Source organism: Burkholderia sp. MSMB1835 (genome assembly GCF_001526365.1).
GTDB lineage: Bacteria > Pseudomonadota > Gammaproteobacteria > Burkholderiales > Burkholderiaceae > Burkholderia.
The window spans coordinates 25,567-39,728 of the sequence record NZ_LOYP01000038.1 but is presented as its reverse complement, the minus strand read 5'-3'; the positions used below and the strand labels follow the sequence as shown (position 1 = coordinate 39,728).

Here is a 14,162-nt window from a genome sequence, read left to right as displayed (position 1 = left end):
CTATGGCTGAACGTTTCCGCGTTGATGCGGGTGTCCGGTGAGGGGACACTCCGGGCAACACATCAACACAGGAGACATGTGATGTTGCTCGACGACAGAACCATCATCGTGACCGGTGCCGCATCGCCGCGCGGGATCGGCAAGGCCACGGCCCGCGCGCTGGCCGCGCACGGCGCACGCGTGGCGATCCTCGACCTTCGCCGCGAAGACGCGGAGGCCGCCGCCGCCGAGCTCGGCCCGGATCATCTCGGCCTCGCGTGCGACGTGACCGACCACGACGCGTGCGTGGCCGCAGCCCGCGCGGCGCTGGCGCACTTCGGCCGCATCGACGGCCTCGTCAACAACGCCGGCATCACGCAGCCCGTGCGCACGCTGGATATCTCGGCCCGCGACTTCGATGCGATCGTCGACGTGAACCTGCGCGGTACGCTCTACATGTCGCAAGCGGTGTTGCCCGCGATGAAGGCGCAGCGCAGCGGCAGCATCGTCTGCATGTCGTCGGTGTCCGCGCAACGCGGCGGCGGCATTTTCGGCGGCCCGCACTACAGCGCTGCCAAAGCCGGCGTGCTCGGCCTCGCGAAGGCGATGGCGCGCGAATTCGGCGCCGACCGCATCCGCGTCAATTCGATCACGCCGGGCCTGATCCAGACCGACATCACCGGCGACAAGCTGACGCCCGACATGCGCGAGGACATCGTCAAGGGCATTCCGCTCGGCCGGCTCGGCGATGCCGCCGATGTCGCCCATGCGTGCCTGTTCCTGCTGAGCGACCTGTCGAGCTATCTGACGGGCGTCACGCTCGACGTCAACGGCGGGATGCTGATTCACTGACAACGGCGCCGCCCGAAGCGCGGCGCCGACCCTCATGCACCCGGGACAACCCGGGGCCATGGCAGGAGACAAAGATGAGAGCAAAGTACCCCGCACCGCCGGTCCACGGCGAGCCGCTGCAACGGGACGACGCGCAGACGTTCGAAGCGGCCACCTACGCGAAGGTCGCGCGCCGGCTGATCCCGTTCCTGATGTTGTGCTATCTCGGCGCGTATCTCGACCGTGTCAACGTCGGCTTCGCGAAACTGCAGATGCTCAACGACCTGCGCTTCAGCGAGACGGTCTACGGGATGGGCGCAGGCATCTTCTTCCTCGGCTATTTTCTGTTCGAGGTGCCGAGCAACCTGATCCTGCATCGCGTCGGCGCGCGCCGCTGGCTCGCGCGGATCATGCTGACCTGGGCGGCGATCTCGGCGAGCTTCGTGTTCGTCAAGTCGCCCGCCGCGTTCTACGTGCTGCGGTTTCTGCTCGGCGTCGCCGAAGCCGGCTTCGCGCCGGGCGTGATCCTGTACCTCACGTACTGGTTCCCGTCGGCGCGGCGCGCGAAGGCGCTGTCGCTGTTCTTCATGGCGATTCCGCTCGCCGGGATCGTCGGCGGGCCGCTGTCGGGCGCGATCATGCATTCCCTGCACGGCACGATGTCGATGGCGGGCTGGAAGTGGCTGTTCCTGCTCGAGGCGCTGCCTTCGTTCGTGCTCGGCTTCGCGATCCTGCTGTATCTCGACGACGGCATCGCCGGCGCGAAATGGCTGACCGATACCGAAAAAGCCTTGCTGGCGCGCAACGTGTCGGCCGATGCCGAACACACCACCGCCCACCTGTCGATTCGTACGTTCGTCGCGGACCGCCGCCTGTGGCTGATGGCAGCGATCTACTTCTGCGTGGTGCTCGGCCAGTACGGTCTCACGTTCTGGCTGCCGACGATCATTCGCAAGGCCGGCGTCGCCGATCCGCTGTGGGTCGGCCTGTTCACCGCGATTCCGTATGCCTGTGCGATCGTCGCGCTGCCGCTGATCGGCAGCAGCGCGGATCGTCGCCGCGAGCGCCGCTTCCATCTCGCGGTGCCGATGCTGGTCGCGGCGGCGGGCTTCGCCACGTTGCCGATGCTCGGCAGCGTCGGCGCGTCGATCGTATGCCTGAGCATCGCGTCCGCCGGCATCCTCGCGTCGTCGTCGCAGTTCTGGTCGCTGCCCACCGCGTTGCTGGGCGGGATGTCGGCGGCAGCGGGCATCGCCGCGGTCAACTGCTTTGCGAACCTCGCGGGTTTCTTCTCGCCGGCGATCGTCGGCTGGCTGAACGACCTGACCGGCAAGTCCACCGCGGGGCTCGTGTTCATCTCCGTCGCGATCGCGGCCGGTGCGCTGCTGGTGTTCCTCGTGCCGCGATCCGTCAATCGATGAATCGATTTGCATTCCTTCCGACCCGATACTGGAGCTATCGATGGATACCGAAACCATCCATGAAGCGGTCACGCTCGCCGAGCGCGCGTACCGCATCCGTAGAAACGCCGTGCTGATGGGCGAAGTGCAAGGGCAGGGCTATGTCGGCCAGGCGCTCGACATCGCCGACGTGCTGGCCGTCGCGTATTTCGGCGCGATGCGCTATCGCGCCGACGATCCCGAATGGGAAGGGCGCGACCGCTTCCTGCTGTCGAACGGGCACTATGCGATCGCGCTGTACGCGGCGCTGTTCGAAGCCGGCATCCTGCCGGCCGCCGAACTCGAAACCTACGGCAGCGACGATAGCCGCTTGCCGATGTCCGGGATGGCGAGCTACACGCCCGGCATGGAAATGTCCGGCGGCTCGCTCGGGCAGGGCCTGACGATCGCGGTCGGCCGTTGTCTCGGCCTGAAGCGCAAGGGCTCCGATGCGTTCGTCTACACGCTGTTCTCCGATGGCGAGCTCGACGAAGGCGCGATCTGGGAAGGGCTGATGTCGGCCGCGCACTGGAAGCTCGACAACCTGATCGCGATCGTCGACGTGAACAACCAGCAGGCCGACGGCCCGTCATCCCAGGTTATGGCGTTCGAGCCGCTGGTCGACAAGCTCGACGCGTTCGGCTGGTACGTGCAACGCATCGACGGCAACGACATCGACGCGGTGAAGCGTGCGTTCGACCAGGCGCGCCGGCATGGCGCACCGCAGCCGCGCATCATCGTCTGCGACACGAAGATGGGGTGCGGCGTGCCGTTCCTCGAAGCACGCGAGAAGAGCCATTTCATCCGGGTCGATGCGCACGAGTGGCAACTCGCGCTCGACGCACTCGAAGCAGGGAGGCATGCATGAGCACCGTCGACAACAAGCCGCGTCTGAAGACTTCCGCGATGATCGCGTCCATCGCGGCGGAAGGGCAGGCGACCCGCTCCGCACCGTTCGGCCATGCACTGACCGAACTTGCCCGCACGAACGGCGACGTGATCGGGATGACGGCCGATCTCGGCAAGTACACCGACCTGCACATCTTCGCGAAGGCCTTTCCCGAACGCTACTACCAGATGGGCATGGCCGAGCAACTGCTGATGGGAGCCGCCGCCGGGTTCGCGCACGAAGGCGCCCAGCCGTTCGTCACGACCTATGCGGTGTTTGCCACGCGTCGGGCGTACGACTTCATTCATCAGGCGATCGCCGAGGACAATCTCGACGTGAAGCTGGCGTGCGCATTGCCGGGGCTCACGACCGGCTACGGGCCGAGCCATCAGGCCGCCGAGGATCTGGCGCTGATGCGCGCGATGCCGAACATGACCGTGATCGACCCATGCGACGCGCTCGACATCGAACAGATGGTGCCGGCCATCGCCGCGCACAAGGGGCCGGTGTACGCGCGTTTGCTGCGCGGCAACGTGCCGGTCGTGCTCGACGAATACGATTACCGTTTCGAACTCGGCAAGGCCAAGCTGCTGCGCGACGGCAACGACGTGCTGCTGATCTCGTCCGGGATCATGACGATGCGCGCGCTCGAGGTCGCGAAGGCGCTCGAGGCCGATCGCGTCGACGTCGCCGTGCTGCACGTACCGACAATCAAGCCGCTCGACACGGCGACCATCGTCCGCGAGGCCGCGCGCAAAGGGCGCATGGTCGTCGTCGCGGAGAACCATACGGTAGTCGGCGGACTCGGCGAAGCGGTCGCGACCACGTTGCTCGGCGCCGGCGTCGCGGTCCCGTTCCGGCAGATCGCACTGCCGGATGCGTATCTCGCCGCGGGCGCGCTGCCGACGTTGCACGACCGTTACGGGATCTCGGCCGGCGCGATGCGCGCGAATATCAGGTCGTGGCTCGGATGAGCGTTCGGTCGTTCGACACCCGCGTGTCGCTGCGCAACGAGACCTCGCCGGTCGGCGATGCGAAGCGGTCGGGATTCGGCCGCGACGGGCCGCACGCCGGCATCGGCGAGCGCCCGGCCGTCAAATACCGGCGCGCGGCGCTTCGAGCGTCGGCGCGCGAGCGGGCTACCCGCACCCGGCAACCCGATGCGCCGGCACGCGCGGGCAGCCGGGGCGTCGCCGGTAGCAACCGCGATCCGCGTCACGCGTGTCGGCGTACGCGCGGTGCGTTGCCCAAAGCGCGGTTCGGCGCGGCTCGATTGCGTCTCACATAACGGTCCGACACGACCGACCGTCGCTGGATCCATGCGAGCGCGAGTTCGAGTGCCTGGTCACGGGCTTCGCGGGTATCGGCGAAGTCGCCATCGACGCCGAGCGCCCGGGTTTCGCCGTCGCGATCCATGAGGATCGCCGTCGCCGAATAGCGGCCCGTCTCCGTATCGGTCACCACGGCCCGGACCGCATAGCCGCCATGTTCGATCGTCGTGTGGGTATGCATCGGATGCCTCCTGCAGGAAATGCGCGATGGGCGACGACTCGCCGGCGCAGCACGTCACGCCGCGAACGCAAGCGCGGGAGGTCCACCCCGACGGTCGGCGCGGCGCGAGCGGCGCGGACCGCGGGTTGACGAAACGCTCCCGCGCGTCCACTTACCCCGCGGTCACCGCGATCCGCCGCGGCTTCGCTTCCTCGCGCCGCGGGATGCTCAGTTTCAGCACGCCGTCGCGCAGTTGCGCGTCGATCCGCGACACGTCGAAATCCGGGCTCAGCGTGAATGCGCGCGAGAAGTGCGGATGCTGCACTTCACCGTGCTGCAGACGCAAGCCCGGCGGCGTCGGAACGACGGCCTCCGCGTCGATGGCGAGGTTGCCGTCGTGCACGCGGACGTCGAGCTTGTCGCGCGGCACGCCCGGCAGGTCCGCGTACAACGTGATGCCGTGCGCGTCCTCGACGATGTCGACGGCCGGCGCAATCCGCGTGCGCGGCGTGTCGCGCTGAGCCGATTCTCGGTTCGTCACGGCCGTTCGCGTATCGGCCGCACGGGTGGTCAGTTCGGTCGTGTTCGTGTCACTCATGATGTCCTCCGTCATGCGTTCGTGACGTCGTGTGCTTACTGGACGGTAATCGCCCGCGGCTTCGATGCTTCCGACTTGCCGACGCTGATCGTCAGGCAGCCATTCGTATAGCGTGCCTCGATCTTGTCGGGATCCGCATGCTGCGGCAGTTCGACCACGCGGCGGAACGTGCCCATGAACCGCTCGTTCGCGTAGACGCGTCGCTCGTCGTCGGTCGTGCCGTCGTCCGGAGGCGTACGCTCGCCGCTGATCGTCAGCAGCCGGCGATCGACGGAGATGTCGATCTTCGCGGGGTCGAGACCCGGCGCGAACGCGACGATCTCGACCGTGTCGTCGGTGCTGCCGATATTGACCGGGGGAAATGCACCGGGACGCGGCGCGCGCAGACTGGCCGGAAAACCCGTGAACACGCTGGCCATCTGCCGTTGCAGGCGGTCGAATTCCGCCAGCAGGTCGGTGGGGAAGAAGATATCGCTCATGACTGGCTCCTGTTGTGCCCCTGCGAAGGGACGAACCGGACCACGCGCTCCAGTTCGTCCATCCGCGAGAAGCTCGCTGACTAACAAATCGAAACACGCAGCGCGTCAACCGCGACTGCCTTGAGCGATACCTAAAATAGGATACGTCGAGTGAATTTCAAGGGGGGAGGGCGTCATTCCGACCGCCCCGTCGATCGCATTCAGCGGTCGAACGGACGGCGCCGAGTCGTAGCCGGCGGGCCGCATACAAAGCTTTCAAATCGAAAGATTCGCTGGTGCCGCCGCCCCTATACATACCAATCCAGCGTCTTCACGATCCCCGTTTCAAAGCTCTCCACCGGCCGCCATTGCAGTTCGCGGGCGAGCTTCCCCGCATCGATCGCATAGCGCCGGTCGTGACCCGCGCGATCGGTGACGAACCGCACGAGGCGCGCATGCGGCGCGTGTTCGGGCCGTCGCGCGTCGAGCAGCGTACAGATCAGCGCGACGATGTCGACGTTGCGCCATTCGTTGCAGCCGCCGACGGTGTAGGTCTCGCCGACCGTCCCGCGCCGGATGACCGCGTCGATCGCGCGGCAATGGTCGTCGACGTACAGCCAGTCGCGCACGTTCGCACCGTCGCCGTACACGGGGATCTCGGTGCCTTCGATGCAATGACGGATCACGGTCGGAATGAACTTCTCGCCGTGCTGGCGCGGCCCGTAATTGTTCGAGCAGTTCGTCGTGGTGACGGGCAGTCCGTACGTATGGAAATAGGCGCGCACGAGATGGTCCGAGCTTGCCTTGGTCGCCGAGTACGGAGAATTCGGCGCATACGGCGTCGTTTCGGAAAACGGCGGGTCGTCGGGGCCCAGCGAGCCGTACACCTCGTCGGTACCGATATGGTGAAAGCGGCGGCGCGCGTGAGCGTCGGCCTTGCCCAGCTTTTGATCGTTCAGCCACAGCTGGCGGCACGCATCGAGCAGCGTCCAGGTGCCGAGCACGTTCGTGCGGACGAATTCGCCGGGACCGTCGATCGAGCGGTCGACGTGGCTTTCGGCCGCGAAGTGGACGACGGTGTCGATCGCATGGTCGCGCAGCAGCGACTCGACGAGCAGTCGGTTGCAGATGTCGCCGAGGACGAACCGATGACGATCGGCGCCCGGCAAGTCGTCGCCGAGATTGTCGAGGCTGCCCGCATAGGTCAGCAGATCCAGCGTGGTGACGCTGACCTGCGGATCGCTGTCGAGCAGATGACGCACGAAATTGGCGCCGATGAAACCGGCGCCGCCCGTCACGAGAACATGTTTCGGTCGATAGCTCATGAGCTTTGCTTCCAGGTGGCAAACACGTCGGTGAGACCCGCGATCCACGAAGGCGATTCGACCCCGAAGTGTTCTCGCAGGAGGCTGCAGTCGAGCGCGGAGTTGGCCGGTCTCGGCGCAGGCAACGGATAGGCGTCGGTCCGGATCGGCCGGACCCACGGCACGCGATCGATGAGGCCGGTGCGCCGCGCACCGGCGAAGATCGCTTCGGCGAAGCCGTGCCACGTGGTCACGGGCGTGCCGCACAGGTGATAGGTGCCCCAGCGCAGCGCTTCGCCGGCCCGGTATCGCGCCGCGATCGTCAGCAGCGCGTCGGCGATCGCACCGGCATGCGTCGGCCCGCCGTACTGATCGGCGACCACGCCGACGACCTCGCGCTCGCGCGCCAGGCGCAGCATGGTGCGCACGAAATTGCTGCCGTGCGCGCCAAACACCCATGCGACGCGCAGAATCAGATGACGGTCCGGCAACCGCTCGCGCACCGCTTCCTCGCCCGCGAGCTTGCTCCGGCCGTACGCGCCGAGCGGCGCGACGGCGTCGGTTTCCGCATACGGGCCGGGCGTGCGGCCGTCGAACACGTAGTCGGTCGACAGATGAATCAGCGGAATCCCGAGCGCGGCGCACGCGTCGGCCAGCACGGCCGGCCCGTCTCGGTTCGCGCGCCAGGCTGCCTCGGGTTCGGCCTCCGCGCGATCGACGGCGGTCCATCCGGCGGCATTGATCACGAGCGCGGCCCGGTGTTCGTCGAACGCGCGGCGCACCGCGCCTGCATCGGCGATGTCGAGCGCGGCGCGCGACAGCCCGACGAGCGGCTGCCGACCCGCGCGCAGCACCAGTTCGCGGCCGACCTGGCCGAGCGCGCCGGTCACGACGATCGTCATCGCGCCTCCCCGTATGTCGGCAGCAGCGTCGGCGCGCCGGCGGCCAGCTCGGCGAGCGGAGGCTGCCGACGATCCTTGTCCGACAGCTGATACGGCGCGCCGGCATCCGGCCAGTCGATGCCGATCTCCGGATCGTCCCAGCGCACGCCCGCATCCGAATCGGGATCGTAGTACTGCGTGCACTTGTACGCGAAGTCGGCCTCGTCGGACAACACGCAAAAGCCGTGTGCGAAGCCGGGCGGAATCCATAGCATCCGGTGCGATACGTCGTCGAGCCGCGCACCGAACCAGCAGCCGAAAAACGGCGAGCCGCGCCGGATGTCGACGGCGACGTCGTACACCGCCCCGCGCGCCGCGTGCACCAGCTTGCCTTGCGGATTCACCCGCTGGTAGTGCAGCCCGCGCAGCACGCCGCGACGCGAGCGCGACTGGTTGTCCTGGACGAAGGTCGCGTCGACGCCTGCGTCGCGCAGCCAGCTTGCCCGGAAGCTTTCGACGAAAAAGCCGCGTGCATCGCCGAACACGCCGGGCTCGATCATCAGCACGCCGGGCAACGACGTCTCGATCACGCGTGTCATGCCGCGACCTCCTTGCTCAGCAGATCGAGCAGATAGCGGCCGTAACCGCTTTTCGCGAGCTTGTGGGCGAGCGTTTCGAGCTGCTCCGCATCGATCCAGCCGAGCCGGTACGCGATTTCCTCGGGGCACGCGATCTGCAGGCCCTGCCGTGCCTGCATCACCTGGATGAAATTGGCCGCGTCGAGCAGCGATTCGTGCGTGCCGGTGTCGAGCCATGCGTAGCCGCGCCCGAGTATCTCGACATTCAGCGCGCCGCGCGCGAGATACGCGAGATTCAGGTCGGTGATTTCCAGTTCGCCGCGCGCCGACGGTCGCACGGCCTTCGCGAGTTCGACGACGTCGTTGTCGTAGAAATAGAGGCCCGTGACCGCATAGTTCGACTTCGGCTCGCGCGGCTTCTCCTCGAGGTCGATCGCGCGGCCATCCGCGTCGAAGGACACGACGCCGTAGCGCTCCGGATCGCGCACGTAATAGCCGAACACGGTCGCGCCGGTCGTCCGCGCGGCGGCCTGTTGCAGCAGCGACGACAGCGCGGGCCCGTGATAGATGTTGTCGCCGAGCACGAGCGTCGCCGCGTCGCGACCGATGAACGGCGCGCCGATCACGAACGCCTGCGCAAGACCGTCGGGGCTCGGCTGCACCGCATACGAAAAGCTCATGCCCCACTGGCCGCCGTCGCCGAGCAGTTGCCGGAACGCGTCGAGATCGCGCGGCGTCGAGATGATCAGCACGTCGCGGATGCCGGACAGCATGATCGTGCTGAGCGGGTAATAGATCATCGGTTTGTCGTACACCGGCATCAATTGCTTCGATACCGAATGCGTGAGCGGATGGAGCCGGGTGCCCGAGCCGCCCGCCAGAATCAGTCCTTTACGGCCAATCGCTGTTTGCATGAGGTCCCTCGCTGCAAGAGGAAAAATGCGTGCGTGATACGCGGAATACACCGAATGCTTCGATTGCACCGACTGCGCCCGATGGCCGTCGATACCCGTGCGCGCGGCTACGGCTGCTCGGCGCCCCCGGCGTGAATCGCGCGGAATACGATCGCGAAGCCGAACGCGTACAGCGCGGCGATCACCGCGAAGCCGGCGGCCGTCGCGCGGTCCGGGTCGTCGATCACGTGCAGGATCACCGACGCGATCGCGATGCCGACGAGCGAACCGATCTGCCGGCTCGCGTTCAGCGACGCGGCGGCAAGGTTCGCGTCCGCCGCATCGGCCGACTGCATCACGACGAGATTCATCGCCGGAATGGCCTGCCCGGCGCCGAAGTTCGCGAGGCCGACCGCGACGGCCAGCACCGGATACGGCATCGCCGAGACGCCGACGAGCGCCACGCTGCCGAGCGCGGCGAGCGCGAGCCCGACGAGCAGCGTGCGGCGCGTGCCGAGCCGGGCGCTGACCTTCGCGGACGCGAGATTGCCGATGCCGAACATCGCCATCAGCGGAAACAGCTCGAATCCGGCGACGAGCGCGCTCGCGCCGCGCACGTTCTGCAAATAGAGGCTCAACAGAAAGATCTCGGCGAGAATGCCGAAGTTGATCGCGAGGCCCAGCGTGCTGCCCGCGACGAAACGCCGGTTCGCGAGCAGCGCCGGCGACAGGATGCGCGAGTGCGCGTAGCGCTCGCGCAACGCGAATGCCGCGGTGGCGGCCAACGTCGCGGCCACGCCGGCGACGATCGACGGCGAGCGCCAGCCGGCGCTGGGCCCTTCGATCAGCGTGAAGCTCAGCGCGGCGAGCGCGAGCGCGCCGAACAGATGGCCGAGCGCATTCAACGGGCCGGGATGACGCGGCGCCCGCGCGATATGCCGGTGCGTGAGCCACAGGCCGGCCGCACCGACCGGCAGGTTCACCCAGAAGATGCCGCGCCAGCCGATCGCTTCGACCAGCACGCCGCCGACGCAGGGGCCGAGCGCCATCGCGGCCGACACCAGCGCGCCCCAGATGCCGACCATCCGCGTGCGCATCGGCCCCGGCGGGAACGCGAGCGTGAGCAGGCTCAGCGAACTCGGCATGAAGAGCGCCGCGCCGACACCCTGTGCGAGGCGCGCCGCGACCAGTGCGCCGCTGGACTGCGCGGCCGCGCACAGCACCGACGCGCCGACGAACAGCGCGAGCCCGACAACGTAGACGGCCTTCGATCCGTAGCGGTTCGCGAGCGCGCCGCCGAGCAGCAGCAGCGCGGCGAAGCTGAGCGTGTACGCATCGACGACCCACACCAGCGCGGTCAGCGACATCGACAGGCTGGTTTCCATGGCCTTCAGCGCGACGTTGACGATCGTCACGTCGAGCATGGCCATCACGAAGCCGCACGCGAGCGCGACCATCACGAGCACGGGGCGCGCCGCGGCGGATGGGTAGGTGCCGGCGGCCGGCGTGGCGCTTCCGCCGCTCATGCGGCTCTCCCGCCAAGGTACAGGCGTCGCATCTCGTCGCTGTCGAGCAACGCGGCCGCGGGGCCCTCGAGCGCGACGCGCCCCATCGTCAGCACGATGCCGCGATCCGCGATGCGCAGCGCCTCGATCGCATTCTGCTCGACCATCAGCACGCCGATGTGCTCGGTGTCGCGCATCCGGACGATCGCGTCGAACACCTCGTCGACCATCTTCGGCGACAGGCCGGCCGACGGCTCGTCGAGCAGCAGCAACACCGGGCGCGGCATCAGCGCACGCGCGAGCGACACGATTTGCCGCTCGCCGCCGGACAGGGCGCCCGCGAGCGACCGGTAGCGACGCCGCAGGATCGGGTACTGCTCGCACAGCTCGTCGATCCGCGCCTCGCGCGGAAACGCGGACATCGACTGGCCGCCGAGCATCAGGTTTTCCCGCACGGTCAGCGACGCGAACACGTTGTCGGTCTGCGGCACGAAGCCGATCCCGTACTCGCGGATCTTTCGATGAACCGGCACGCGTGCCACGTCCGTGCCCTGGATCGTCACACTGCCCGCACGCGGCAGCACGAAGCCCGCGATCGCCTTCAGCAGCGTCGATTTTCCGCAGCCGTTCGGGCCGAGGATCGTCACGATGTCGATGGCGCCGACCGTGAGCGACACGCCATGCAGGATGTCGACTTCGGGCGTATAGCCGGCGACGAGTTCGCGCACGTCGATCATGACGCCTCCAGCGGACGAGGGGCGGCGTGGGCACGCCCGAGATACGCGTCGAGAACGCGACGGTTGCGCTCCAGCTCGGCCGGCCGGCAGTTCGCGATCGTCACGCCACGGTCGAGTACGATGCAGCGGTCGCACAGCTCGCGGATGAAATGCATGTCGTGCTCGATGACGACCAGCGTGACGCCCGTTTTACGAATCCGTTGCAACTCGTCGATCAGTTCGCCGCGCAGGTTCGGGTGCACACCGGCGGTCGGCTCGTCGAGCAGCAGCAGTTTGGGCTCGGTCATCATCGCGCATGCGATGCCCAGCAGCTTCTTCTGGCCGCCGGAAATCGACGCGGCGCCAAGGTGCGCGACGCCGGACAGTTTCAGTTCGTCCAGCAACGCGGCGGCGCGTGCACGGGTATCGGCATCGAGCGCGCGCGTCGCACGGCCGCGCCAGAGGGCGGCGGCGATGCCGTGGCGGGCGGACGAAGCCGCCATCGCGAGTTCGAGCACCGACATGCGCGCGGGCATCGACGGCAACTGGAACGTGCGGCGTACGCCCAGCCGCGCGATCGTGTGCGGCGACAACGTGTCGATCCGCCGACCGTCGAAGCGGATGGCGCCCGCCGCGAGCGGCGCGAAGCCGGTGATCGCGTTGAGCGCGGTGCTCTTGCCGGAGCCGTTCGGGCCGAGCAATCCGACGATCTCGCCGCCGTCGACCGACAGCGTGACCCCGGACAAGACGACGTTCTCGCCGTAGCGGATCGTCACGCCGTCGAGATCGAGCAGCGCGCTCATGGCCGCACCTCCAGGCGTTCGGGTACGAGCCCGTGCGGCCGCCATAGCACGCACGCGAGCAGCATCACGCCGACCAGGCCCAGCCGCACCGCGCCGGTCAGGTCGCTGCCGACGTCGAGCCAATCCTTGAGAAAGGGCGCGAGCGCGTAGACGGCCTGCACGATCAGCGTGCCGACCAGCACGCCCAGGTGGCTGCCGAGGCCGCCGACCATCACGACGGTCCAGAGCGCGAAGGTCTCGGACGCGATCATCGCGTCCGGCCCGACATAGCCGATGTACCACGCGGCGAGCGCCCCGGCCAGCGCGGCGGGAAGTGCGCCCGCGATGCATGCACGCGTCTTCAGCGCGAGCGGATCGTAGCCGAAGCAGACCGCGAGCGCGGGTTCTTCGCGCATCACCTTCAGCGCCCGGCCGAAGCGGCTCGCGGTCAGGCGCCGGTACGCCGCGTAGGTGAGCGCGAGGCAGCCGGCCGTGACCGCGAGGAACGCGAGATCGGCCCACGGCGCGCGCAGCCCGGGGAACAGCGGTGCGATCCCACCGATGCCTTGCGCGCCGCCGGTGAGCCAGCTTTCGTTGAGCGCGATCGTGCGCAGGATCTCGGCGATCGCGAGCGTCGCGATCCCCCAGTAATCGGCGGAAAGCTGCCGTCCGAGCCGCGCGACGACGATCGCCAACGCACCCGCGGCGGCCAGCGCGAGCGCCAGGGCCGACGGCAACGGCCAGCCGAGCTGCGACGCGATGCCGGCCGCGTACGCGCCGAGCCCGCTGAACGCAATGAAGCCGAAATTGACGAGTCCCGCATAGCCGGCCTGCAGGTTCAACCCGAGCGCCATCGTCGCGTACAGGCAGCCGACGGTCAGCAGATGGATGACGAAGCTAGACACGCCGCACCTCCCGATCGAAGATGCCGTAGGGCCGGAAGATCAGTGCGGCAAGCAGGATCGCGAACGACACCGCGCCGACGTACTCGACCGGAAAGAATTGCATCGGCCGATCGACGAGCCCGCCGAAATCGACGTTCAGTGCGACGGTTTCGGCCACCGCGATCAACAGCGCGCCGGCCGCGGCGCCGAGCGGGTTGCCGAGACCGCCCAGGATCGCCGCGGAAAACACCGGGATCAGCAATCCGTAGCCGAGATTCACATGCACGCTCTCGGTGGCGCCGAGCATCGTGCCGCCGAGCGCCGCCAGCACGCCGCTCGCGAACGTGATCACGTTGGTCACGCGCGTCGCGTCGATGCCGGTCGCGAGCGCCAGCGCGCGATTCGACGCGAGCGCACGCATCGCCCGCCCGAGCCCGGTGCGGTACAGCAGCGCCGCGAAGATCGCGAGCGCGCCGGCGCCGCATGCGATCGAGCCCAGCTGCGGCATGGACAGCGCGACGCCGGCAATCACCATCGGCGGATGCACGTCCTGCGCATACTGCTGCGGCCGCGAGCCGGCGACGCCGAGCACCAGCGCGACCGCGAGCATCGAGATCGCGAGCGAGCCGATCATCGCCACCGCGCTGCCGGAGCGCAGCAGCCGCGCGAAAACGAGCAGGTTCAGCAGCGTCGCGACGGTGCCGACCAGTGCGCAGGACACGGCCGTCGCGAGCGCGAACGGCAGCCCGGCGCGTTCCAGCCAGAGCGTCGCGAATGCGCCCAGCATCGCGTACTGCACATGGGCGATGTTGGGAAAACGGATCAGCGAATAGAGCGTCGACAGGCCGACCGACACCAGCAGCAGATCGGCGGTGCGGATCAATACGTCGACAATGAATGACAGCATGGCGATGTCCTCGGGTTCGTCCAGGCG

At 68.1% G+C, this 14,162-nt stretch carries 16 protein-coding genes; 4 read left to right on the top strand and 12 right to left on the bottom strand.

Going from position 1 to position 14,162, the window contains the following annotated elements; genetic code table 11:
- Nucleotides 1-81 precede the first annotated feature (81 nt).
- The 4 genes from WS96_RS15540 (at nt 82) to WS96_RS15525 (ending at nt 4,112) form a co-directional block, all read left to right on the top strand.
- Nucleotides 82-831 (top strand): SDR family NAD(P)-dependent oxidoreductase, encoded by a 750-nt coding sequence (locus WS96_RS15540; protein ID WP_034209136.1) that lies wholly within the window; start codon nt 82-84, stop codon nt 829-831.
- Nucleotides 832-905: 74 nt separating this feature from the next.
- Complete coding sequence (locus tag WS96_RS15535; protein WP_059833573.1) at nt 906-2,231, top strand: MFS transporter; 1,326 nt, start codon at nt 906-908, stop codon at nt 2,229-2,231.
- A 40-nt stretch (nt 2,232-2,271) separates the two neighbouring features.
- The gene (locus tag WS96_RS15530; protein ID WP_059833571.1) at nt 2,272-3,117 is read left to right on the top strand and encodes a transketolase; all 846 of its coding nucleotides are present in this window, start codon (nt 2,272-2,274) and stop codon (nt 3,115-3,117) included.
- Nucleotides 3,114-4,112 (top strand): transketolase family protein, encoded by a 999-nt coding sequence (locus WS96_RS15525; RefSeq protein ID WP_059833570.1) that lies wholly within the window; start codon nt 3,114-3,116, stop codon nt 4,110-4,112. Before WS96_RS15530 ends, WS96_RS15525 begins: the two co-directional genes overlap by 4 nt.
- A 241-nt stretch (nt 4,113-4,353) precedes the next feature.
- On the opposite strand, the gene WS96_RS15520 is transcribed toward WS96_RS15525, so the two are convergent.
- From WS96_RS15520 to WS96_RS15465, 12 genes are all read right to left on the bottom strand, one after another.
- Complete coding sequence (locus WS96_RS15520; protein WP_059833567.1) at nt 4,354-4,650, bottom strand: hypothetical protein; 297 nt, start codon at nt 4,648-4,650, stop codon at nt 4,354-4,356.
- Nucleotides 4,651-4,801: 151 nt separating this feature from the next.
- Nucleotides 4,802-5,227 carry an Hsp20/alpha crystallin family protein gene (locus WS96_RS15515; RefSeq protein ID WP_059833704.1) on the bottom strand — a complete coding sequence of 142 codons (426 nt, stop codon included), beginning with the start codon at nt 5,225-5,227 and terminating at the stop codon, nt 4,802-4,804.
- Between the two features lie 35 nt (nt 5,228-5,262).
- Nucleotides 5,263-5,706 carry an Hsp20/alpha crystallin family protein gene (locus WS96_RS15510; protein ID WP_059833565.1) on the bottom strand — a complete coding sequence of 148 codons (444 nt, stop codon included), beginning with the start codon at nt 5,704-5,706 and terminating at the stop codon, nt 5,263-5,265.
- Between the two features lie 287 nt (nt 5,707-5,993).
- Nucleotides 5,994-7,010, bottom strand: coding sequence for a dTDP-glucose 4,6-dehydratase (gene rfbB / locus WS96_RS15505; RefSeq protein WP_059833563.1), 1,017 nt, complete (start codon nt 7,008-7,010; stop codon nt 5,994-5,996).
- The gene (gene rfbD / locus WS96_RS15500) at nt 7,007-7,891 is read right to left on the bottom strand and encodes a dTDP-4-dehydrorhamnose reductase (RefSeq protein ID WP_059833562.1); all 885 of its coding nucleotides are present in this window, start codon (nt 7,889-7,891) and stop codon (nt 7,007-7,009) included. Before rfbD ends, rfbB begins: the two co-directional genes overlap by 4 nt.
- Nucleotides 7,888-8,469, bottom strand: coding sequence for a dTDP-4-dehydrorhamnose 3,5-epimerase (gene rfbC, locus WS96_RS15495; protein WP_059833560.1), 582 nt, complete (start codon nt 8,467-8,469; stop codon nt 7,888-7,890). The genes rfbD and rfbC overlap by 4 nt, the downstream gene beginning before the upstream one ends.
- Nucleotides 8,466-9,362, bottom strand: a complete 897-nt coding sequence (rfbA, locus tag WS96_RS15490; protein WP_034209145.1) for a glucose-1-phosphate thymidylyltransferase RfbA — start codon at nt 9,360-9,362, stop codon at nt 8,466-8,468. The genes rfbC and rfbA overlap by 4 nt, the downstream gene beginning before the upstream one ends.
- A 107-nt stretch (nt 9,363-9,469) precedes the next feature.
- The gene (locus WS96_RS15485) at nt 9,470-10,867 is read right to left on the bottom strand and encodes an MFS transporter (protein ID WP_059833557.1); all 1,398 of its coding nucleotides are present in this window, start codon (nt 10,865-10,867) and stop codon (nt 9,470-9,472) included.
- Complete coding sequence (locus WS96_RS15480) at nt 10,864-11,583, bottom strand: ABC transporter ATP-binding protein (RefSeq protein ID WP_034209147.1); 720 nt, start codon at nt 11,581-11,583, stop codon at nt 10,864-10,866. Before WS96_RS15480 ends, WS96_RS15485 begins: the two co-directional genes overlap by 4 nt.
- On the bottom strand, nt 11,580-12,365 hold the full coding sequence (locus WS96_RS15475) for an ABC transporter ATP-binding protein (RefSeq protein WP_059833555.1): 786 nt from the start codon (nt 12,363-12,365) through the stop codon (nt 11,580-11,582). The genes WS96_RS15480 and WS96_RS15475 overlap by 4 nt, the downstream gene beginning before the upstream one ends.
- Nucleotides 12,362-13,249: a branched-chain amino acid ABC transporter permease gene (locus tag WS96_RS15470; RefSeq protein WP_082720267.1), complete on the bottom strand. Its 888-nt coding sequence runs from the start codon at nt 13,247-13,249 to the stop codon at nt 12,362-12,364. The genes WS96_RS15475 and WS96_RS15470 overlap by 4 nt, the downstream gene beginning before the upstream one ends.
- Nucleotides 13,242-14,135, bottom strand: coding sequence for a branched-chain amino acid ABC transporter permease (locus WS96_RS15465; RefSeq protein WP_059833554.1), 894 nt, complete (start codon nt 14,133-14,135; stop codon nt 13,242-13,244). Before WS96_RS15465 ends, WS96_RS15470 begins: the two co-directional genes overlap by 8 nt.
- Nucleotides 14,136-14,162 lie beyond the last annotated feature (27 nt).